Annotated in this window: 19 protein-coding genes; 10 read left to right on the forward strand and 9 right to left on the reverse strand. The window is 71.1% G+C overall.

Annotated features, from left to right (window positions below; all coding sequences use genetic code 11):
• Positions 1-30: 30 nt before the first annotated feature.
• Positions 31-330 (forward strand): hypothetical protein, encoded by a 300-nt coding sequence (locus G406_RS0102080; protein WP_028932508.1) that lies wholly within the window; start codon positions 31-33, stop codon positions 328-330.
• 7 nt (positions 331-337) lie between these two features.
• Here the strand turns inward: G406_RS0102080 and G406_RS44130 are convergent, their stop codons facing one another.
• Positions 338-1,606: a lipase family protein gene (locus G406_RS44130; protein WP_084215708.1), complete on the reverse strand. Its 1,269-nt coding sequence runs from the start codon at positions 1,604-1,606 to the stop codon at positions 338-340.
• A gap of 219 nt (positions 1,607-1,825) precedes the next feature.
• On the opposite strand from G406_RS44130, the gene G406_RS0102090 reads away from it, so the two are divergent.
• The 3 genes from G406_RS0102090 to G406_RS0102100 are packed head-to-tail and all read left to right on the forward strand — an operon-like array spanning position 1,826 to position 5,779.
• The gene (locus tag G406_RS0102090; protein WP_051341326.1) at positions 1,826-3,280 is read left to right on the forward strand and encodes an FAD-linked oxidase C-terminal domain-containing protein; all 1,455 of its coding nucleotides are present in this window, start codon (positions 1,826-1,828) and stop codon (positions 3,278-3,280) included.
• Positions 3,277-4,422 (forward strand): FAD-binding oxidoreductase, encoded by a 1,146-nt coding sequence (locus tag G406_RS0102095; protein ID WP_028932510.1) that lies wholly within the window; start codon positions 3,277-3,279, stop codon positions 4,420-4,422. The genes G406_RS0102090 and G406_RS0102095 overlap by 4 nt, the downstream gene beginning before the upstream one ends.
• 7 nt (positions 4,423-4,429) lie before the next feature.
• Entirely contained in the window at positions 4,430-5,779 is a 1,350-nt protein-coding gene (locus G406_RS0102100; RefSeq protein WP_028932511.1) for a (Fe-S)-binding protein, read from the forward strand.
• Between the two features lie 143 nt (positions 5,780-5,922).
• Here G406_RS0102100 and G406_RS0102105 read toward each other — a convergent pair whose 3' ends face one another.
• Positions 5,923-6,891: a thiamine-phosphate kinase gene (locus G406_RS0102105; RefSeq protein ID WP_028932512.1), complete on the reverse strand. Its 969-nt coding sequence runs from the start codon at positions 6,889-6,891 to the stop codon at positions 5,923-5,925.
• Positions 6,892-7,012: 121 nt separating this feature from the next.
• On the opposite strand from G406_RS0102105, the gene G406_RS0102110 reads away from it, so the two are divergent.
• Positions 7,013-7,249, forward strand: a complete 237-nt coding sequence (locus G406_RS0102110; protein WP_028932513.1) for an Lrp/AsnC ligand binding domain-containing protein — start codon at positions 7,013-7,015, stop codon at positions 7,247-7,249.
• A gap of 56 nt (positions 7,250-7,305) precedes the next feature.
• Positions 7,306-7,806, forward strand: coding sequence for a DUF3515 domain-containing protein (locus tag G406_RS0102115; protein WP_051341506.1), 501 nt, complete (start codon positions 7,306-7,308; stop codon positions 7,804-7,806).
• Positions 7,807-7,916: 110 nt separating this feature from the next.
• Here G406_RS0102115 and G406_RS0102120 read toward each other — a convergent pair whose 3' ends face one another.
• On the reverse strand, positions 7,917-9,038 hold the full coding sequence (locus tag G406_RS0102120) for a D-alanine--D-alanine ligase family protein (protein WP_028932515.1): 1,122 nt from the start codon (positions 9,036-9,038) through the stop codon (positions 7,917-7,919).
• 22 nt (positions 9,039-9,060) lie between these two features.
• Positions 9,061-10,449: a MocR-like pyridoxine biosynthesis transcription factor PdxR gene (gene pdxR / locus G406_RS0102125; protein WP_156934628.1), complete on the reverse strand. Its 1,389-nt coding sequence runs from the start codon at positions 10,447-10,449 to the stop codon at positions 9,061-9,063.
• A gap of 87 nt (positions 10,450-10,536) precedes the next feature.
• Between pdxR and G406_RS0102130 the strand changes: the two genes are divergently transcribed.
• Positions 10,537-11,196: a pyridoxamine 5'-phosphate oxidase family protein gene (locus G406_RS0102130; RefSeq protein ID WP_037074658.1), complete on the forward strand. Its 660-nt coding sequence runs from the start codon at positions 10,537-10,539 to the stop codon at positions 11,194-11,196.
• A 41-nt stretch (positions 11,197-11,237) separates the two neighbouring features.
• On the opposite strand, the gene G406_RS0102135 is transcribed toward G406_RS0102130, so the two are convergent.
• The 3 genes from G406_RS0102135 to G406_RS44135 all read right to left on the reverse strand — a co-directional run bounded on the left by G406_RS0102135 (position 11,238) and on the right by G406_RS44135 (position 14,405).
• Positions 11,238-12,362 (reverse strand): cystathionine gamma-lyase, encoded by a 1,125-nt coding sequence (locus G406_RS0102135; protein ID WP_028932518.1) that lies wholly within the window; start codon positions 12,360-12,362, stop codon positions 11,238-11,240.
• 235 nt (positions 12,363-12,597) lie between these two features.
• The gene (locus G406_RS0102140; protein ID WP_028932519.1) at positions 12,598-13,623 is read right to left on the reverse strand and encodes an NAD(P)H-dependent glycerol-3-phosphate dehydrogenase; all 1,026 of its coding nucleotides are present in this window, start codon (positions 13,621-13,623) and stop codon (positions 12,598-12,600) included.
• Positions 13,620-14,405, reverse strand: a complete 786-nt coding sequence (locus tag G406_RS44135; RefSeq protein ID WP_245606979.1) for a lysophospholipid acyltransferase family protein — start codon at positions 14,403-14,405, stop codon at positions 13,620-13,622. The genes G406_RS0102140 and G406_RS44135 overlap by 4 nt, the downstream gene beginning before the upstream one ends.
• An 87-nt stretch (positions 14,406-14,492) precedes the next feature.
• Here G406_RS44135 and cofC point away from each other — a divergent pair, with 87 nt between their 5' ends.
• The 3 genes from cofC (at position 14,493) to G406_RS0102160 (ending at position 18,639) form a co-directional block, all read left to right on the forward strand.
• On the forward strand, positions 14,493-15,170 hold the full coding sequence (gene cofC, locus G406_RS0102150; RefSeq protein WP_028932520.1) for a 2-phospho-L-lactate guanylyltransferase: 678 nt from the start codon (positions 14,493-14,495) through the stop codon (positions 15,168-15,170).
• A gap of 388 nt (positions 15,171-15,558) precedes the next feature.
• Positions 15,559-17,736 (forward strand): RNA degradosome polyphosphate kinase, encoded by a 2,178-nt coding sequence (locus G406_RS0102155; protein WP_028932521.1) that lies wholly within the window; start codon positions 15,559-15,561, stop codon positions 17,734-17,736.
• 6 nt (positions 17,737-17,742) lie between these two features.
• Entirely contained in the window at positions 17,743-18,639 is an 897-nt protein-coding gene (locus G406_RS0102160) for an NUDIX hydrolase (RefSeq protein WP_051341328.1), read from the forward strand.
• A 9-nt stretch (positions 18,640-18,648) separates the two neighbouring features.
• Here G406_RS0102160 and G406_RS0102165 read toward each other — a convergent pair whose 3' ends face one another.
• Both G406_RS0102165 and leuD read right to left on the reverse strand, forming a co-directional pair.
• Positions 18,649-19,308: an HU family DNA-binding protein gene (locus G406_RS0102165; RefSeq protein ID WP_028932523.1), complete on the reverse strand. Its 660-nt coding sequence runs from the start codon at positions 19,306-19,308 to the stop codon at positions 18,649-18,651.
• A 104-nt stretch (positions 19,309-19,412) separates the two neighbouring features.
• A complete protein-coding gene (leuD, locus tag G406_RS0102170) occupies positions 19,413-20,006 on the reverse strand; it encodes a 3-isopropylmalate dehydratase small subunit (protein WP_028932524.1) in 594 nt (197 codons plus the stop codon).
• Positions 20,007-20,076: the final 70 nt, after the last annotated feature.

Genomic DNA, 20,076 nt, shown 5'->3' on the forward strand with positions numbered 1-20,076 from the left:
GCTCCGCTCAGTGAGTCGATCCGCCGGATCATGCCTCGCCCCGAGCCGCCGACCGCGATCGACATCGACGAAGCCTGCTTCGACCTCGCCGAGGTAGCGGTCCGCACGTGCTCCGACGGCTCATGGCAGGAACACGCGTGTTTCCTGCTCGGTTCGGCCTCCGGCCGCTGGCAGGTCGTTCCGTTCAGCCACCCCGTGGTGTGCGAGCTGCTCGGCCGCCTGCGTGAGCTTCCCGGCTTCGACGACAACGCGCTTCTCGACGTCATCGGCTCCAAGCAGGCCGAGATCGTCGTGCTGTGGCGCGACCCGTCACTCGCCAAGGTTCGCTGACCGACCCTCATCCGCACGAGTTCGGCGCCGGGTGACCGGCGAATCGTTCCGCCAGCCAGGCAACGGATCCCGGACCACCGGACAACGCCCCCGCGACGTGGTTCGCCGCTGGAATCTCGGTGTACTGCACACGCACCCCGCGTCCGCAATACTCGTCCCGGAGCTTGTGCGCGACATCGACCGGGATCAACTCGTCGGCACCCGCCTGATAGAGCCGCACCGGAACCCTGGGCGCCTGCGCCCCGATCCGGTTCACCTCCAGCTTGCGCACCAACGGCGGGTAGTCCAGCGGGTCGTCGACGGTGGTGAACTCGTTCAGCCGGTGAGTGCCCTCTCCGGCGAGCTCCTCGGTGCACTCCGTGCGCACCCGGTCGATCAGTTTCCTGCCCTTGTCGTTCAGCAGGTCGTGGTAGATGTCGAGGTCGGGGTAACCGGCGTCGATGCCGGCCGCGGCGGCCGCGAGCAGACCGAAGGACGGCTTGTTGTCCAGGTTGCGGCCGACCGCGCGCAGATCAGCGGGCACGCCGCCCTCGGCAACACCGACGACCTTCAGGTCCGATGCGTAGTCCTCCGCCTGTTCGGCGGCCGACGCGGCGGCTCCGCCACCCTGCGAATAACCCCAGATACCGACGGGCGCGTTCCTCGACAGACCCGCGTCGCGCAGCTCCGTCGCGGCGCGCACGATGTCCAGCGCGGCGCGACCTTCCGATCGCTGCACCACGTAGGTGTGGTTGCCCGGCGTGCCGAGACCCTCGTAGTCGGTGACCACGACCGCCCAGCCCGCGGCCAGCGCCTGGGACATCAGCGTGAACTCGACGTCGGTACCGGACGCCAGCTGGTACGAGGGCGCGCACTGGTCGCCGAGCCCGTGCGTCCCGATCGTGTAGGTGACGATCGGCCTCGGGCCCGAGCCGAGCCAGGGGGTGCCCGGCACCATGACGGTTCCGGAGACCGCGTTCGACTCGTCGCGAGCGCTCGTCGACCGGTAGAGCACCTGCCAGGCGCGTACCGGAGCCGGCAGCACCGAAGCCCGGACGTGACTGACGCGCGACCGAATGAGGTCACCCGGTTCACCTCGGTCGAGGTCCGAGGGCGGACGGTAGAAGGAGTCCTGGTCGGGTCGTGTCGGCTGCCCCAGCACGGGCGGGGCGGGAAGCTCCAGCGACGGCCTGGGGCTGGTGACCGGCTCGGATGCCTGCGCGGTGCCCGCGCCCACCCCGACCAGCGCTACCGAGAGCAGCAGGGCACCTACCGAGAGTGCCCGCCGTCGCCGCATGATCAGCCCAACGACCGGAACCGATTGAGGATCCGGATAGCACGATCAGCGTCACCCGATCGGTGAGATCTGACCGGCGTGTCGAGCGCGCCTAGTGGACATCTTTGAGACGGTGTCGGGCCTTGACGCATGCCCCGGCGCGCGGTTCGCTGGTATCACCGGTAATTTCTCAAAGCGGTAGATAGATTCCACTATGTGGAAGACAAGCGGAGGTGCGTGATGACCATCGACGCAGCCGCCCTGCACGACTTCCAGCAGGCCATCGGCGCCGCGAACGTGATCACCGATCTGGCGCGACTGCGCAGCTACGAGTGCGACGGGCTCACCGGGTACCGCGTGGTCCCCGGCCTGGTCCTGCTGCCGCACACCGCGGACGAGGTAGCGGCCTCGGTGACGGTGTGCGCGACCCATCGCATCCCGTTCGTCGCCAGGGGCGCGGGCACCGGGCTGTCCGGTGGAGCGCTGCCGGTCGCGGACGGGGTGGTGATCAGCCTCGCCCGGCTGCGCCGCGTCCTGGAGGTCGACCCGGTGGACCGCCGCGCGGTGCTGGAGCCGGGCGTGACGAACCTGGACATCACCCGCGCCGCGGCACCGCACGGCCTGTACTACGCGCCGGACCCGTCCAGCCAGCAGGTCTGCACGATCGGCGGCAACGTCGCGGAGAACTCCGGCGGCGCGCACTGCCTGAAGTACGGCTTCACCACCAACCACGTGCTCGCGCTCGAGGTGGTCCTCGCCGACGGCAGTGTGGTCACCCTGGGCGGCGACAGCGGTGAGCAGGCCGGACCCGACCTGCGCGGAGTGTTCCTGGGCAGCGAGGGCACCGTCGGCATCGCCACCAAGATCACCGTTCGGCTGCTGCGCACCCCGGAGACCGTGCGCACCCTGCTCGCCGACTTCCCGTCGATCCAGGCGGCCGGTGAGGTCGTCAGTGACATCGTCGCCGCCGGGATCGTGCCCGCCGCGGTCGAGATGATGGACACGCTCGCCATCGAGGCCGCCGAGGAGGCGGTGCACGCCGGGTACACGATCGGCACACCCGCCGCGCTGGTCGTCGAGCTGGACGGACCGGTCGAGGAGTGCGACGGGCAGTTCGAGAAGGTCCGCGCCATCTGCGAGAAGCACGGCTGCACCCGGCTGCACATCGCGGCCGACAACGAGGAGCGGGCGGCGATCTGGCGGGGCCGCAAAGCCGCGTTCGCGGCCGTCGGGCGGATCAGCCCGGACTACTTCGTGCAGGACGGTGTCGTGCCGCGCACCCGGCTCGCGGAGGTACTCGGCCGGATCGCGGATATGGGCGACGAGGCCGGCCTGCGCGTGGCCAACGTGTTCCACGCCGGCGACGGGAACCTGCACCCGCTCGTGCTCTACAGCGCGGCGGCCGGTGAGACGGAGCGCGCCGAGGTGCTGTCCGGCAAGATCGCCGAGCTGTGCGTCGAGCTGGGCGGTTCGCTGTCCGGCGAGCACGGCATCGGCACCGACAAGGCGTGCTCGATGCCGAAGATGTTCTCCGAGGTCGATCTCGACGTCATGGCGCGGGTGCGCGACGCATTCGACCCGCACCAGCTGTGCAACCCGGGCAAGCTGCTGCCCACGCCCCGGTTGTGCGGCGAGCGGCCGGGCAAGTTCGCGCCGCATCCGCTGGAGGAGGCCGGGGTGATCGAAAGACTATGAGCGCTCCCGAAACCGACGCGCACCACACCACCACAGTGCGGCGCCCCACCGATGTCACCGAGGCCTCCGCCGTGCTCGCCGACAGCACCGGTCCGGTCCAGATCCGTGGCGCGGGCACCGCGGGCGACTGGGCCGGGCAGGCGACGCCCGCCGAGCAGGTCCTGGACACCACGTCGCTGACCGGGGTGCTCGCGCACAACCCGTCCGACATGACCGTCTCGGTACGGGCCGGTACCCCGCTGCGTGAGCTCAACACGCTGCTCGCCGAACACGGCCAGCGCGTGGCGCTGGACGCGGCGCGGGTGGCCGACGGCGCCAGCGTCGGCGGTCTCATCGCCACGGCGGACGCCGGGCCCTCGGCGCTGACCTACGGGTCGCTGCGCGACCTGGTGATCGGCGCGACCCTGGTCCTCGCGGACGGCACGGTGGCACACAGCGGCGGCCACGTGATCAAGAACGTGGCCGGCTACGACCTCACCAAGCTCGTGCACGGCAGCCACGGCGCGCTCGCGCTCGTCGCGGAGGCGGTGCTGCGGCTGCACCCGCTGCCGGAGGCGACCGCCACGGTCCGGCTGGCCTGCTCGTTGACCGAGGCCGCACAACGGACCGCCACTCTCCTGGCCAGCCCCCTGGAGCCGGTGGCCGTCGAATGGTTCGGTGACGAGCTGTTCGTGCGGGTGGAGGGTACGTCGGCCGCCCTGGACCGGAGAGTCGGCCGGCTGGTGGAGCTGCTCGACGGCGCGGTGCGGTCGCCCGAGGCCGATGCCGACGACGCCTGGGACGAACACGCCCGCCTGGTCGGGCAACCCCCGACGGGTGCGGCCATCCTGCGGATCGGCGCCCGGCCGTCCCGGCTGGCTCCGCTGCTGGTCGAGCTGGTCGACACGCTGGCGGCGCGGGCTCCCGTCGCCGGGCTGGCCACCGGCATCGCGACCGTGGCCGTGCCGGTCGATGCGGTCCCCGATGCCCATCGGCTGGTGCATCGGGTGGGCGGCACCTCGACGCTGCGCCGACGTCCTTCCGGCTCCACCGTGCCCGGCTGGGGTGTGGAGCCCTCGGCGATCGGTGTGCTCCGGGCGGTCAAGACCGAGCTCGACCCGGACGGCCGCCTCGGCGCCGGACGGTTCGCACCATGGATGTGAGGTCCCTGTGAGCACGACGTCCGGCGGAGCCGCCGAGAGCAAGCTGCCCCAGACCGGCCCGAGTGCGTTCGACCCGCACCGGCCGCCGGAGCGGGAGCTGCTGAGCGACTGCGTGCACTGCGGGTTCTGCCTGCCGACCTGCCCCACGTACCAGCTGTGGGGCGAGGAGATGGACTCGCCGCGCGGCCGGATCTATCTGATGGACATGGCGGCCAACGGCGAGATCGGGCTCGACGGCGCGCTGCACGAGCACATCGACGCGTGCCTGGGCTGCATGGCGTGCGTGACCGCGTGCCCGTCCGGCGTGCAGTACAACCGGCTCCTCGAGTCGGTTCGCCCGCAGCTGGAACGCAACGTGCCCCGCACCCGGGGCGACCGGTTGTTCCGCGAGGCGATCTTCGCGCTGTTCCCCTACCGGCGGCGGCTGCGCGCCGCCGCGCTGCCGGGAGCGCTCTACCAGCGGTTGCGCACGTTGGGGCCGGTCCGGAAGCTCACCGCGAAGCTTCCGGGACGGCTCGCGGCGATGGAGTCGCTGCTGCCACCGGTGAGGCTGCGTGACGCGTTCGCCCGGCTGCCGGAGGAGGTCAGCGCCCGCGGCCCGGCCCGGCGCAGGGTCGCGCTGCTCACCGGCTGCGTGCAGGACGTGTTCTTCCACCCGGTCAACGCAGCGACCGCCCGGGTGCTCGCCGCCGAGGGCTGCGACGTGCTCATCCCCCGCGACCAGCAGTGCTGCGGCGCGTTGGAGCTGCACGCCGGCCGGGAGCCGAGCGCGCTGGCCAGGGCGCGTAAGACGATCGAACGGTTCGAGCGGCTCGACGTGGACACCGTCGTCGCCAACGTCGCGGGCTGTGGCTCGTCGATGAAGGAGTACGGGCAGCTGCTGTCCGACGATCCGGAGTGGGCGGCGCGCGCGACCGCGTTCAGCGCGAAGGTGAAGGACGTCAACGAGGTGCTCGCCGACCTCGAACCACGAGCGCCGCGCCATCCCATCCGGGCCCGCGTCGTCTACCACGACGCATGTCACCTCGGGCACGCCCAGGGCGTCCGGGCGCAGCCGCGCGCGGTGCTGCGCACGATCCCGGACCTGGAGCTGGTCGAGGTCGCCGAGCCCGAGCTGTGCTGCGGTTCGGCGGGCATCTACAACCTGGTCCAGCCGGACGCCGCGGCCGACCTGGGTGTCCGCAAGGCCGCGAACATCAGCGCCGCGAACCCCGACATGGTGGTGACCGCCAACCCCGGCTGCCTCCTGCAGATCCGCCGCCACATGACGGCGGAAGGCGCCCCGCCCCCACCACCTCTGATGCACCCCGTCCAGCTCCTGGACGCCTCCATCCGAGGCGTCCCGATCCCCCGCTAGTCCCGTCCCCACCATGACACGAATGTGGCTTTAGGGACGTTGAACGTCCCTAAAGCCACATTCGTGCCGCTCCGGGAGGGGGTGCGGGTGGCAGGTGTGTGCTGGTCGTGAGTGGTGAGGGCGCCCGGAGGCGCCCTCACCACTCACGAGGAGAAGTGGTCCCAGCCTGCCGCGCCGTCGTAGGGGGTGTTGTCGACCGTGACGCCCGTGCCCTCCGACACCGAGCCGATCGGGGTCCAGGCGGGGGGCAGCGTCGCGTCGGGAGGGAAGGTCGCCACCAGTGCGTGGTCCTCGCCGCCGGTCAGGACCCAGCGCATCGGGTCCGCGCCGAGGGCGGCGGCCACCTCGACGAGCCTCGTCGCCGGCGGCAGGGCTTCGGAGCGAACGTCGATGCTCACCGAGGATGCCTCGGCCACGTGCCCCAGGTCGGCGAGCAGGCCGTCCGAGACGTCGATCATCGACGTGGCGCCCGCCGCCGCCGCTTCCGGACCGGCCGCGTAGGGCGGCGCGGGAACCCGATGCGCGCCGACCACCTCCACGGGTGAACGGAAGCCCCTGGTCAGCACGGAAAGACCAGCGGCGGCCCAGCCGAGGCGCCCGGCCACCGCCAGGACATCACCGGGCCGGGCGCCGGACCTGGTCACCGGCGGGCGTCCCTGGAGATCGCCCAGCACCGTCACCGAGATCGTCACGGACGGCGCGGACACGACGTCACCGCCCACCACCCCCGCGCCCTGCGTCATCGCCTCGGCCCACAGACCGTCGGCCAGCCCCTCCGCCAGGTCGGAGCGGGTCGTCGGCGGGCATCCCAGCCCGACCAGGAGCGCGGTCGGCACCGCGCCCATCGCCGCCACGTCCGCCATGTTGACGGCCGCTGCCTTACGCCCGATCTGCTCCGGGGTCGACCAGTCCAGCCGGAAGTGCACGCCCTGCACGAGCATGTCGACGCTCGCGGCGACCCTGCCGTCCGGTGCCGCGACCAGCGCGGCGTCATCGCCCGGCCCGAGCAGTGTGCTGGCCGGGTGCACCCGGCCGGCCGTCACGCGGGAGATGAGCCCGAACTCGCCCACCTCGGCAACGCTTGCTTCTCGATCAGCGGGTGCACCGGACATGGACCACACTTTCCCTCATCCGCCCTGTGCCGTTCATCCGAGGACGTCTCGGAGTGCTCGGCAGCGCCACGGTACGTTCCTCCCAGAACTGCCGCACCGATACCCAGGAAGGGGCCACGCCGTGATCCAGGCGTACATCCTGATCCAGACCGAGGTCGGCAAGGCCTCCGCGGTGGCGAGCGAGATCGCCGGTCTTGCCGGAGTGATCGCCGCCGAGGATGTGACCGGCCCCTACGACGTGATCGTGCGCGCCGAGGCGGAGACCGTGGACACCCTCGGTCAGCTGGTCGTCGCCCAGGTCCAGAACGTTGCCGGCATCACCCGCACGCTGACCTGCCCTGTGGTGCATCTGTCCTGAACAAGACAGCCACCACCCGAGGACCGGAGGACCGCCGTCACCCGGCCACGGTGATCATGTTCGCTCTGCCAGCGCTGCTCGTCGTGGCGGCCGTGGTCCTCGGTCTGGTCTACGGCCGCTCCGCCTCGGTCACCCCGCCCGCCGACAACGACCGGCCGCTGGCGCTGGTACCGGTCGACGCGCCCGACGCGAAGTCCGAGTCGTGCGTCCGGCTGCTCCAGGCACTGCCCGGCGAGCTGAGCAGCGGCGGCGACGTGCTGCACCGCCTCCGGCTCGCCGACCCCGCACCCGACGGCGCCGCCGCATGGGGCAGGCGCGACCAGTCGGTCGTGCTGCGCTGCGGCCTGCCCAGGCCCGCCGAGCTCACACCCACGTCGGAGCTGATCGCGATCGACAAGGTCGGGTGGCTGGTCCTGTCCGAACCGGAGATGGACACCTTCATCACGGCCGACCGCCAGGTCTACGTCGCCCTCACGGTGCCGAGAGGCCTGGGCACCGCCCCTATCCAGACGATCTCCGACAAGATCGCCACAACGCTCCCCCCACGCACCGGCTGAGCGAAACCAGCTCGCACAGCGCGGGCACTGTGCACGCGTTCGTGCTGTGTCGCACATGTCCGGACATGTGCGACGCAGCACGAACGCGTGCACAGTCACCCAGGCTCGGGTCAGCGCAGGCCGGTGCCTCGGGCGATCGCCGTCTCGATCAGGATCGTCAGGAGGGCCGAGTACTCGACACCGGTCGTCGCCCACATCCTCGGGTACATCGAGATCGGGGTGAACCCGGGCATCGTGTTGATCTCGTTGATGACCGGCATGCCGTCGTCTCCCACGAAGAAGTCGACCCTGGCCAGACCCTGGCAGTCCAGCGCTGCGAAGGCGGCGATGGACAGCTCGCGCACCTTCTCCGTCGTGACGTCGTCCAGCTTCGCCGGGATGTCGAACTCGCTGACGTCGTCGAGGTACTTGGCGGCGAAGTCGTAGAACTCCGGCACCTCACCGTCCGTGCCGACCACCCGGATCTCGGCGGGCAGGCTCGCCCGGATCGAGCCGTCCGGGAACTCCAGCACACCGCACTCGATCTCCCGGCCGGACACGGCGGCCTCGACCAGCACCTTCGGGTCGTGCCGGCGGGCGGTGTCGATCGCGGCGGGCAGATCGGCCCAGTCGGTGACCCTGGTGATGCCGACCGACGAGCCGGCGCGCGCGGGCTTGACGAAGACCGGCAGCCCCAGCCGTTCGCGCTGCGACAGCGTCAGTGTGTCGGTCCCGGGGCGAAGGACGACCAGGTCACCCACCGGCAGTCCCTCGACCGCCAGCAGCTTCTTGGTGAACTCCTTGTCCATCCCGACCGCACTGGCCAGGACGCCGGCACCCACGTAGGGCGTGCCGGTCAGCTCGAGGAGACCCTGGATCGTGCCGTCCTCGCCGTACGGCCCGTGCAGCACGGGGAACACCACGTCGACACCGCTCAGTACCTCACCGGCGCGGCCTTGATCCAGGTGGACCAGCCCGCCGACCGTCGGGTCCGCCGGCAGCGCCACCGCGGACCTGGTGTGGTCCACCGTGGGTAGCTCGCGGTCGCGGATGGTCAACGCGGCGGGGTCGTCCTCGCCGAGGACCCAGCCACCGTCCGGGGTGATCCCCACCGGGACCACCTCGAAACGCTCGCGGTCCAGGTGGCCCAGCACGCTACCCGCCGACACGCACGAGATGCCGTGTTCGCTGCTGCGGCCGCCGAAGACGACCGCCACTCGGATCCCGCGGTGGCCAGAAGGGGGCTGTTCCATGTCGAGCAGCGTAACGACCGTCTCAGCTCCGGAGCGCCTCGGCAGCCACCTTCGCCACGAGCTCGACGCCCCAGTCCAGGTCAGCGCGCCCGGCGCTGGCATAGCCGATCGAGATCCCGAAGACGGATGGCCTGCCGTGGTGGTAGTCGAGCAGGCCCGGCACCGTCACGCCGGCCTCCGCCGCGCCCGCGACCACCGCGGCCTCCTCCTCCGCACCGGGCAGCGGCACCATCAGGTGCGCCCCCGCGGCGTCGCCCTGGAACTCGACGTCGACCGAGCGCAGCATGTCGACCACCATCGCCCTGCGCTCGGAAAGCTCGCGGCGCAGGCGCCGCAGGTGCCTGGACAGGTCGCCGTACTCGGCGAACGCGGCGAACACCATCTGACCGGCCGGCGACGGACGGTGGCAGTTGCGCTGGCGCGTCCGGAGAATCCGGCGGTGCATCTCCGGTGGGGCGACGAGCCACCCGGTGCCCAGCGTCGGGGTGAGCAGCTTGCTCGTGGTGCCCAGGTGCACCACCACGTCAGGGCACAGCGAGGCGAGCAGCGGCAGCGGGGCGACGTCGTAGCGCAGCTCGCCGTCGTAGTCGTCCTCCAGCACCAGGAAGCCCTCGTCCCTGGCCCGCCGGACCAGCGCGACCCGCCGGTCGGCGGAGAGCCTGGAGCCGAGCGGGAACTGGTGCGCGGGGGTGCAGTAGACGGCCGCGATCCGGTCCGGGAGCCGGTCGACCCGCATGCCGTTCTCGTCGACCGGAACCGTGACGACCCGCAGCCCGGCGGCCTCCAGCGTCACGGCGGCACGCTGGTAGCCGGGCTCCTCCATCGCGACCGTGGCTCCTCGCGGCAGCTGTGCGGCGACCTCGGCCACCCCACTGGTCGTGCCCGAGGTGGCCAGCACGTGCTCGGGCGACGCGGCGAGCCCCCGGTGGCGCAGCAGGTGGTCGACCACGGCCTGGCTGAAGTCGGGATGTCCGGCGAACTCGGGCGACGGCGCGGGCATGCGATCCCCCGCCGCGCGCCAGGCGCGTCGCCACGCGGCCCGGTCCAGCGCATCCAGGCAGGGCCTGCCCGCCGTCAGGTCGACCGTGGTGGCCGGCGGCGCGCTCGGACCGGTGGACCTCGACGGTCCGGTCGGGCACGCGGGGGTGAGGTTCGGCGGCGCGGCGGTCACGAACGTCCCGGAGCCGCGGCGCCCGGCCAGCCAGCCCTCCGCGAGCAGCTGGTCGTACGCGGCGGCGGTCACCGTGCGGCTCACACCGAGCCGCGCCGCGAGCTCCCTGGTGGAGGTCAGCCGGTCGCCGACGCGCAGCGTCCCGGTGCTCGCGGCGTTGCGCAGCGCGTCGGCCACCTGGACAGCCAGCGGCTCGGTACTACCTCTGTCCAGCACGATCGGCAGGTCGTCAACCGGCACCAGGCACCTCACTCGGCAAGTGGACTGCCATCTTCGCTCATAAATGGCACTACCAGAATGCCACCCGGGTCGCGCACTATCGAGACCATGAGCCCGAAGTCACCCCTGTCCCCCACCACCCGCAGCACCCCGCGCCGGCACCGTGAGCGGGCGCGCGACGATCGCGCAGAACTGCACGCGCTGCTGGACGAGGCGTTGATCTGCCATCTCGGTGTGATCGCCGGCGACGCCCCGCTCGTGCTGCCCACGTGTTACGGACGCCTCGAGGACACCGTCTACCTGCACGGATCGAGCGCGGCGGTGAGCTTGCGCAGCGGTGCGCAGGCCCCGGTGTGCGTGACGGTCACACTGCTGGACGGGCTCGTGTACGCGCGTTCGGTGTTCAGCCACTCGGCGAACTACCGCTCCGCCGTCGTGCACGGCGACGCCCGGCTGGTGACCGAGGCGGACGAGAAGCTCGACGCGCTGCGCGCCATCGTCGAACACACCACGCCCGGCTCGTGGGACCACGCCCGGCAGCCGAGCCGCAAGGAGCTCGCGGCCACCGCCGTGCTCGCGCTGGACCTCACCGAGGCCAGCGTGAAGGTCCGCACCGGCGCACCGGCGGACGAGGAGGCCGACGTCGCGACGGGGGCGGCGTGGGCCGGAGTCCTGCCGGTGCGGACCACGTTCGACAAGCCCGACCCCTGCCCGCTCCTCCCACCGGGCGTCGAGCCCCCGGCCCACGTCCTGGCACGAGTGGGCTGACAGCCGTGAGTGAGTTGGGCTGCCAGGGCAGCCCAACTCACTCACGGCTGGCTGGGGACAGCCTGGGTGATCGCGGAGAGGACGTCGGTCACCAGGTCGTCGGTGTCCTCGCAGCCGACCGACAGACGCAGGAAACCCGGAGCCACCTGGTCGCCCCAGCGGGCGCGGCGGTCGGCCGTGGTGGTCAGGCCGCCGAAACTCGTCGTCGACGCCACCAGGGCGCTGGCCTCGATGAACCGCGACGTCGCGGCGGCGTCCGGCAGCTCGAACGCGAGCACCCCACCGAACCGGCGCATCTGACGGGACGCGACCGCGTACGACGGGTCGCTCGGCAGGCCCGGCCAGCGCACCCCGCGCACACCCGGGTGCTCCAGCAGCGCCGTCGCCAGCGCCTCGGCGTTCTGTGCCTGCCTGGTCAACCGCAGGTCCAGCGTCCCGAGTCCGCGATGAGCGAGCCAGACCTCGAACGGCCCGGGGACCCCGCCACCCCGGTTGCGCATGACCGCCAGCCGCTGCGCCAGCTCCTCGGATGCGCAGGTCAGATGCCCGAGCACGACGTCGCTGTGTCCGGACAGCGCCTTCGTGTCGCTGCCCACGACGATGTCCGTGCCCAGCTCGATCGGACTCTGCCCGAGCGGCGTCGCGGTCGTGTTGTCCACTGCGAGCAACGCACCCGCCGCGTGGACCCGTGGCGAGAGCTCGGCCAGGTCACACACGTCCAGGCCGGGGTTGGACGGCGTCTCCAGCAGAACCAGCGTGGCGCCGTCGAACACGCCCTCGGGCCACGGGCCCGCGGTCGGCACCTCACGCACCTCGACACCGAACGGCGCGAGCTCGTCCGCGGCCAGCGCACGTGCCAGGTAGTAGCCGTCAGCGGGCAGCACGATGGCGGAGCCCGGCCGCGCGGCCAGCCGCAGCAGCGTTGCGATCGCCGCCATGCCCGAGCTGAACAGCAACGTGTGCCCACCGTCCAGCGACCCGATCGCGCTTTCCAGAGCGCGCCAGGTCGGGTTCGCCGAACGCCCGTAGAAGTCGACCGGAAGGTCCCCGTCGGGCGGACCGAGGTGATAGGCCGACGCGAGCACCGGCCCGGCGTGCAGCGGTTCCCCCGGTCGGGGCTCGTCGGTCCTGCCGGCGTGCACACAGCGCGTTCCATCTCCACTCATGGGGGAGAGATTAAGCCGGGCAACCCGCGCAGAGATTCTCTACGCCGCACAGAGTTGCACTTTGCACACCTACGTGCTGCGTCGCACATGTCCGGACGTGTGCGACGCAGCACGAAGGTGTGCAAAGTCGCCCGAGAAGCCCCCGGGCGCAGCCCGCAGCTCACAACCTTAAGTTAAGCGGCACAGAGGCTGGAGCCTCTGTGCGGCGTGCACACGGTCTGTGCGAGCTGCGGCATCACTCCGGCTTGAGCGATCGGGTGATCAGCTCCCGGGCCATCCGCGACGCGGACATGCCCTCGTGACAGACCCGGCGAACACCGTCCGCGATCGGCATCTCGACGTCGTGCCTGGCGGCCAGCTCGCAGATCGACAGGCAGGACTTCACACCCTCCGCGACCTGGCCGTGGTTGGCCGCCTCCGCCTCAGCGAGGCTCTCGCCCCTGCCGAGCCGCTCACCGAACGTGCGGTTGCGCGACAGGACAGATGAGCAGGTCGCCACCAGGTCGCCCAGGCCCGCCAGCCCGGCGAAGGTCAGCGGGTCGGCACCGAGCCGCACCCCCAGGCGCGCCGTCTCGGCGAGCCCCCTGGTGATCAGCGAAGCTCTCGAGTTGTCCCCGAGCCCCATGCCGGCCGCGATACCGCAGGCCAGCGCGATCACGTTCTTGCCGGCGCCTCCCATCTCGGCGCCGACCAGATCGGTGTTCGTGTACACCCGGAAGTATCCGGTGGTGCAGGCGAGCTGCAGTGAGACCGCGCGGTCGTGATCGGTGCACGCGATGAGCGACGCGGTCGGTTGCTCGTTCGCGATCTCCTTCGCCAGGTTCGGGCCGGTGAGCACCGCGACCCGATCGGGCTTGACGTCGGCGACCTCGGTGATCACCTCACTCATCCGCTTCAGGCTGCCCAGCTCGATGCCCTTGGCGAGGCTCACCAGGGTCGCGTCGGCGGGCAGGTCGGCGCGCCAGCCCTCGAGGTTCGCGCGCAGCGTCTGGGACGGGACGGCGAACACGACCGCGTCCACGTCGTCCATCGCCTCGGCGGCGCGGCTGGTCGCACGCAATGACTCGGGCAGTCGCACCCCGGGCAGGTACTCGGCGTTGAGGTGGTCCGAGTTGATCGCCTCGGCGACGGCGGGCCGCCTGGCCCACAGCCTCACGTCACAGCCGGCGTCCGCGATCACCTTGGCGAACGACGTCCCCCACGAGCCCGCCCCGAGCACCGCGATCCGCGCAACGCTCCCCGCCACGTCCGACGCGGTCACGAAGCCGCTTCCCCCTCGACCGGTCCGGTGCCGGCCTTGCCCTTGCGGTAGAACTCGGCCGGCGCGTTCTCCTTGCGCACCTCGGCCAGCAGGTCGCGGACCGCGCTCATCAGGTGGTCGGTGACCTCCCGCAGCAGCGCCGCGTCGACCGGCCGGTCCCGGAACGCCGACAGGTCGACCGGCTCGCCACAGCGGACCACGACCTCCTTGCGGGGCAGCGGCCGGAACTTCTTGCCGTAGTGGTCATAGACCTGCAGGGTTCCCCAGTGCACCATCGGCACGACCGGGAACTCGCCGGACAGCGCGAGCCGCGCCACGCCGGTGCGGGAGTGCATCGGCCAGCCCTCCGGGTCCCGGGTGATGGTGCCCTCCGGATAGATGACGATCAGCTTGCCGTCCCGCATGGCCTGGATGCCGGCGCGCAGGCTCTGCTGGGCGTCCGCGGAGTCGCGGTAGACCGGGATCTGCCCGGCACCGCGCATCACCGGGCCGGCGACCGGAAGCTCCCACAGGCTGCTCTTAGCCAGGAAGCGCGGCACCCGACGGCCCCGGTGCACGAACACCGCCGTGTAGATCGGGTCGAGGTAGGAGATGTGGTTGGCCACCACCAGCGCGGGACCGGTCGCCGGAATCTTGTCGAGCCCCTCGGCCCGCCACCGGCTGACCAGCCAGATCAGTGGATAAAACGTCACCGCGCACAACCCGACCCAGAAGCCGCCCTTCTCCCGCGCCACTAGTCCGTCCTCCCAGCCGTCGCACCCGAGCCGTCGAAGTCCGATCATGCCCGGATCGTCCCGGGCGAGTGTCCACCGCGAGCGCACCGTTGGTCCAGCGGACCAGCCGAGCGAGACGAGCGGCACAATGGTGGGGTGACCGGGGTGACGGTGGATCTGATGATCCCGATCAAGTCGTTGTCCCGGGCGAAGACACGCCTGCGCGGCGCGGCTGACGACGGGATCGGCGAGGCGACGGCGCATGCCCGGCTGGCGCTCGCGCTGAGCAGGGACACGGTCGCCGCGGCGCGTGCCGCGCGCTCGGTACGGCGGGTGGTCGCCATCACGTCCGATCCCGAGGTGACGGCGGTCCTCACGGCCGACGGCGTCCCGGTGCTCGCTGACCTTCCGCAGCACGATCTCAACGGTGCGCTGGCCTACGGGGCCGAGGTGTTACGCACGAACGGGCCGCAGCAGCCGGTCGCCGCGTTACAGGCGGACCTGCCCGCGTTACGTCCCGACGAGCTCGACCAGGCATTGCACCAGGCGATCGCGGCGTTCCGCATCGGGCGTGCGATGCGTGCGTACTGCGCCGATGCCCCCGGCGTCGGCACCACCCTGCTGGTGTGCGCCCCGTGGGTGGCGCTGGAGCCCCGGTTCGGTGGCCACTCGGCCGAGGCGCACGAGAACGCGGGGGCGTTGCCGCTCATCGGCGACTGGCCAGGGCTGCGGCGGGACGTCGACACGCCGAGTGATCTCTGGCACGCCGAGCGGATCGGGCTGGGGACCGCGACACGGGACGCGTTGCGCAAGGCCGCCCGGCCGCTGCGCTGACCCGTTATGTGATCTCGACGCGCTGGGAGCCGTCTGTACCCGGGTGCGAGAGCCGAACCACCCGGGCGAGCTACACCGATCCGCCGAACGGGTTGTTCAGCCGCAGGTCACAGAGCCGACGACTACTCCAATTCAGTTGCTCGCAAGGTGATCGTGATCTGCTGTTCACCTGTCGACCACGCTTGCGTGAGCGTCGCGGCGGTCGCCCGTGTACGACAATGGAGCTGTGGCTTCCGAGGAACAGAACGGTCGACGGACAACCGGACACAACGCTCGCCGTACCGCAACGACACCCAGGGCCGTGACCGTGCGCGGCACTGCCAGGAGCCGGCGTGCCGGGACGACCACGACGAGGGCAGCCACCGCGTCGACCAAGGACGAGAAGCACATGCCGCCGCCGGTGAGCGCCTCGTCGGCGCGACGCCCGGCGCCCCGCCCGGCGGTGCCCGCGCTGCAGTCCGCGCCCGCCGCCCCACCCGCTCCGACGCCGAAGGCGCAGGAGCGCACCGACCTGCCGGACGACCGCTATCTCAACCGCGAGCTGTCCTGGCTGGACTTCAACGCGCGTGTGCTGGCGCTGGCCGAGGACACGAGCCAGCCGCTGCTCGAGCGCGCGAAGTTCCTGGCGATCTTCGCCTCGAACCTCGACGAGTTCTTCATGGTGCGCGTCGCCGGTCTCAAGCGCAGGGACGACACCGGTCTTGCCGTCCGTTCCGCCGACGGCCTCACCCCGCGCGAGCAGCTGGCCCGCATCGCGGAGAACAGTCAGGCGCTCGCCGAACGCCACGCCAGGGTGTTCCTCGACTCGGTGCAGCCCGAGCTGGCCGAACGCGGCGTCCACGTGATCCGCTGGGACGATCTGACACCGACCCAGAACAAGGCGCTGTCCCAGTACTTCTTCGAGCAGGTCTTCCCGGTGCTGACCCCGCTCGCCGTCGACCCGGCGCACCCGTTCCCCTACATCTCGGGGCTGTCGCTGAACCTGGCGGTCACGGTGCGCGACCCGCAGTCGCACACCGAACGGTTCGCGCGAGTCAAGGTGCCGAACAACGTGCCGAGGCTCGTCCCGGTCGTCTCCGAGCAGGGCAACAACGTGTTCCTGCCGATCGAGGACATGATCGCCGCACACCTGGGCGAGCTGTTCACCGGCATGGAGGTCGCCGAGCACCACGCCTTCCGGGTCACTCGCAACGCCGACCTCGACGTCGAGGAGGACCGCGACGAGGACCTCCTGCAGGCACTCGAACGGGAGCTGGCCCGTCGCCGGTTCGGCCCGCCGGTGCGCCTCGAGGTCACCGACACGATGAGCGAGCACGTGCTGGAGCTGCTGCTGCGCGAGCTCGACGTCGACCCGCACGACGTCATGGTGGTGCCGGGCCTGCTGGACCTGACCATGCTGTGGCGGGTGTACGGGGTCGACCGCCCCGAGCTGAAGGACGCCCCGTTCGTGCCGGCGACCCATCCCGCGTTCGCCGAGGGTGAGACCCCGAAGAGCGTCTTCGCCACCCTGCGTCAGGGCGACGTGCTGGTCCACCACCCGTACGACTCGTTCTCGACCAGCGTGCAGCGGTTCATCGAGCAGGCCGCCGCCGACCCGTCCGTGCTGGCGATCAAGCAGACCCTCTACCGCACCTCGGGTGACTCCCCCGTCGTCGACGCGCTGGTGAGCGCAGCCGAAGCGGGCAAGCAGGTGGTCGCGCTGGTCGAGCTGAAGGCCCGGTTCGACGAGAAGGCGAACATCCGCTGGGCACGCGAGCTGGAGAAGGCCGGCGTGCACGTCGTCTACGGGCTCGTCGGGCTGAAGACGCACTGCAAGACGTCGCTGGTCGTGCGTCAGGAGGGCTCCCGGATCCGCCGTTACTGCCACGTCGGCACCGGCAACTACAACCCGAAGACCGCGCGGCTCTACGAGGACCTCGGGGTACTCACGGCCGATCCGGAGATCGGCGCCGACGTCGCCGACCTGTTCAACTCGCTGACCGGTTACGCCAGGCAGAGCCGGTACCGCACGCTGCTGGTCGCCCCCTACGGCGTCCGCAGGGGCCTGCTGGAACGGATCGACCAGGAGATCGTGCACCACCGTGCCGGGCGTCCGGCGGGTATCCGGTTCAAGATGAACTCGCTGGTCGACGAGCAGGTCATCGACGGCCTCTACCGGGCGTCCCAGGCGGGCGTACAGGTCAAGGTCGTGGTCAGAGGGATCTGCGCGCTGACCCCCGGGCGGCCGGGACTGAGCGAGAACATCGAGGTCCGGTCACTGCTCGGGAGGTTCCTGGAGCACTCCAGGGTCTTCCACTTCGCCGGTGCCGACGAGTACTGGATCGGTAGCGCCGACATCATGCACCGCAACCTCGACCGCAGGGTCGAGGTGCTGCTGCGGGTCAACTCGACGCTCAGCGGCCAGCTCGACGACATCTTCAACTCCTGCCTGGACCCGTCGACCCGCTGCTGGACGTTGGGTCCGGACAGCACCTGGTCGCCGTCGCCGGTACCGGGCAGCGACAACGGTTCGGTCCGCGACCATCAGGCCGAGCTGCTCCGCCGCCACTCCTCACCCGCGGAATGACAGGACATGACTGAGCACCACGAGATCGACATCGTCGCGGCGGGCGCCGCGCTGTGGCGGCCGACGCCGGACGGGCAGGGCCACGAGCTCGCACTGGTACACCGGCCGCGCTACGACGACTGGTCCCTGCCCAAGGGCAAGCTGGAGCACGGCGAGTCGGAACCGGTCGCGGCGATCCGTGAGATCGCGGAGGAGACCGGGTTCGCGGCGCGGCTCGGGGCGCGGCTGGGCGAGACCCGTTACCGCGTACCGCAGGGCAACAAGATCGTCTACTACTGGTACGCGCGGGCCGGAGAGGGCGAGTTCAGCCCGAACGACGAGGTCGACGAGCTGCGCTGGGTCAGCCCGGAAGCCGCCGGAGCGCTCCTGAGCTACGACTTCGACCGGGGGCTGGTGGAACGTTTCCGCGCGGTGCCACCCCCCGAACCGTTATTGCTGGTTCGGCACGCCAAGGCGGGCAACCGGCACAACTGGGACGGCGACGACGACCTGCGTCCGTTGACCGGCAAGGGCCGGGTCCAGGCGGAGGAGCTGCTCGACCTGCTCGAGTCCTTCGGGCCGGTGCGCGCGTACTCCGCGCCGCCGATCCGCTGCGGTCAGACGATCCAGCCGTTCGCCGACCGGCACCGCCTGCCGGTCCGGATCGAGCCGCTGATGGGCGAGGAAGGCTACTGGGACGCCCCGGACGATGGGGTGACCCGGCTGCTGGAACTCGCGGACGGCGCGGACGTGCCGGTCATCTGCAGCCAGGGCGGGGTGATCCCGGACCTGGTCGAGCGGTTGACCGACCACGTCGACCCGCCGTCGCGCAAGGCGAGCACCTGGGTGCTCGGTGTCACCGGCGGCAAGGTCGTCACCGCCGACTACTACGAGCCGCCAGGCGCCGACACCGACGCCGACTGACCTCCGGCGCTACTTCTTCGCCTTCTTCTTGCCGTTCTTGGCCTTCGCATCGGCCTTGGCCGGCGCCTTCTCGGCCTTGGCCGGCTTCGCGTCCTTGGTGGCCTTCTCCGCCTTGACCGGGGCCTTGTCCGCCTTGGCCGGCGCCTTCTCCGCCTTGGCGGGCTTCTCCGCCTTCGCCGGCTTGGCCTTGCTCTTGGTGGCCGTGGACTTGGTCTCGGCCTTCGGCACGGCGACCTCGGCGCCGTCCACCGGCGCGTGGTCCGAGGCGACCGCCACCGCATCCGCGGTCGGCACCGGCGCCGCGTTCACCGCGGACTTCGGGGCCTGGCGGGTGGCCGTGGTCACAGTGGGCCGGGCAGGGGCACTCCGCACGGGCGCGTCACCCAGCGGACGAGCGCCGCTGACCACGTCACGGAACATCGCTCCGGCGCGGAAGACCGGAACCGTGGTCGCCGGAATGTCGATGAGCTGCCCGGTACGCGGGTTACGCGCGGACCGTGCGGCGCGGTCACGAGGCTCGAACACCCCGAACCCGATCACCGACACCGAGTCGCCGGCGTGCACGGTACGTACGATCACGTCGAGCAGTCCGTCCACGGCGTCGGTGGCGACCTTGCGGTCGCCGTCCAGGCGCTCGGCGAGCGCCTGGACGAGCTCAGCCTTGTTCACCCTTGTGCCCCTTCTCACATTCCCGACCACGGCTTGATCGGGGAGTCGAGGCTCACGCTAGACGTTGTGCCAGGTCAGCGAACAGGCGCCCCGCCGGAGAGGATCTACGACAGCACCGTTCGGGGGAGGCGGGAAGGCCGCGCCGCCTCGAACCGGTCGATCGCGTCCTCGTTGCGCAGGGTCAGCCCGATGTCGTCGAGACCTTCGAGCAGGCGCCAGCGGATGTAGTCGTCGATCTCGAACGGCACCGTCAGGTCGCGGGCCTGCACGGTCTTGTCGGTCAGGTCGACGGTCACCTCGACGCCCGGCTCGTTCTCCAGCAGCTTCCACAGCAGCTCGACGTCAGGCTGCGCGACCTGCGCCGCGACCAGCCCGGCCTTGGCCGAGTTACCCCGGAAGATGTCGGCGAAGCGCGCCGAGACGACCACCCTGAACCCGTAGTCCATGAGCGCCCAGACGGCGTGCTCGCGTGACGATCCGGTGCCGAAGTCCGGCCCGGCCACGAGCACACTGCCCCGGGAGAACGGCTCCTGGTTGAGGATGAAGTTCTCGTCCTGGCGCCATGCGGAGAACAGGCCGTCTTCGAACCCGGTGCGGGTGACCCGCTTGAGGTAGACGGCCGGGATGATCTGGTCGGTGTCGACGTTGGACCGGCGCAGCGGGACGCCGATGCCGGTGTGCGTGCTGAACGGCTCCATGTATGGCCTCCTTCGTCGGCCTTGTGAGTGGCGAGACCGCCTATAGCCGGACTGGCCACTCACGACGGAA

This window comes from Actinospineispora spinosispora DSM 44797, from assembly GCF_000429025.1.
In the GTDB taxonomy this organism is placed as follows: Bacteria; Actinomycetota; Actinomycetes; order Mycobacteriales; family Pseudonocardiaceae; genus Pseudonocardia; species Pseudonocardia spinosispora.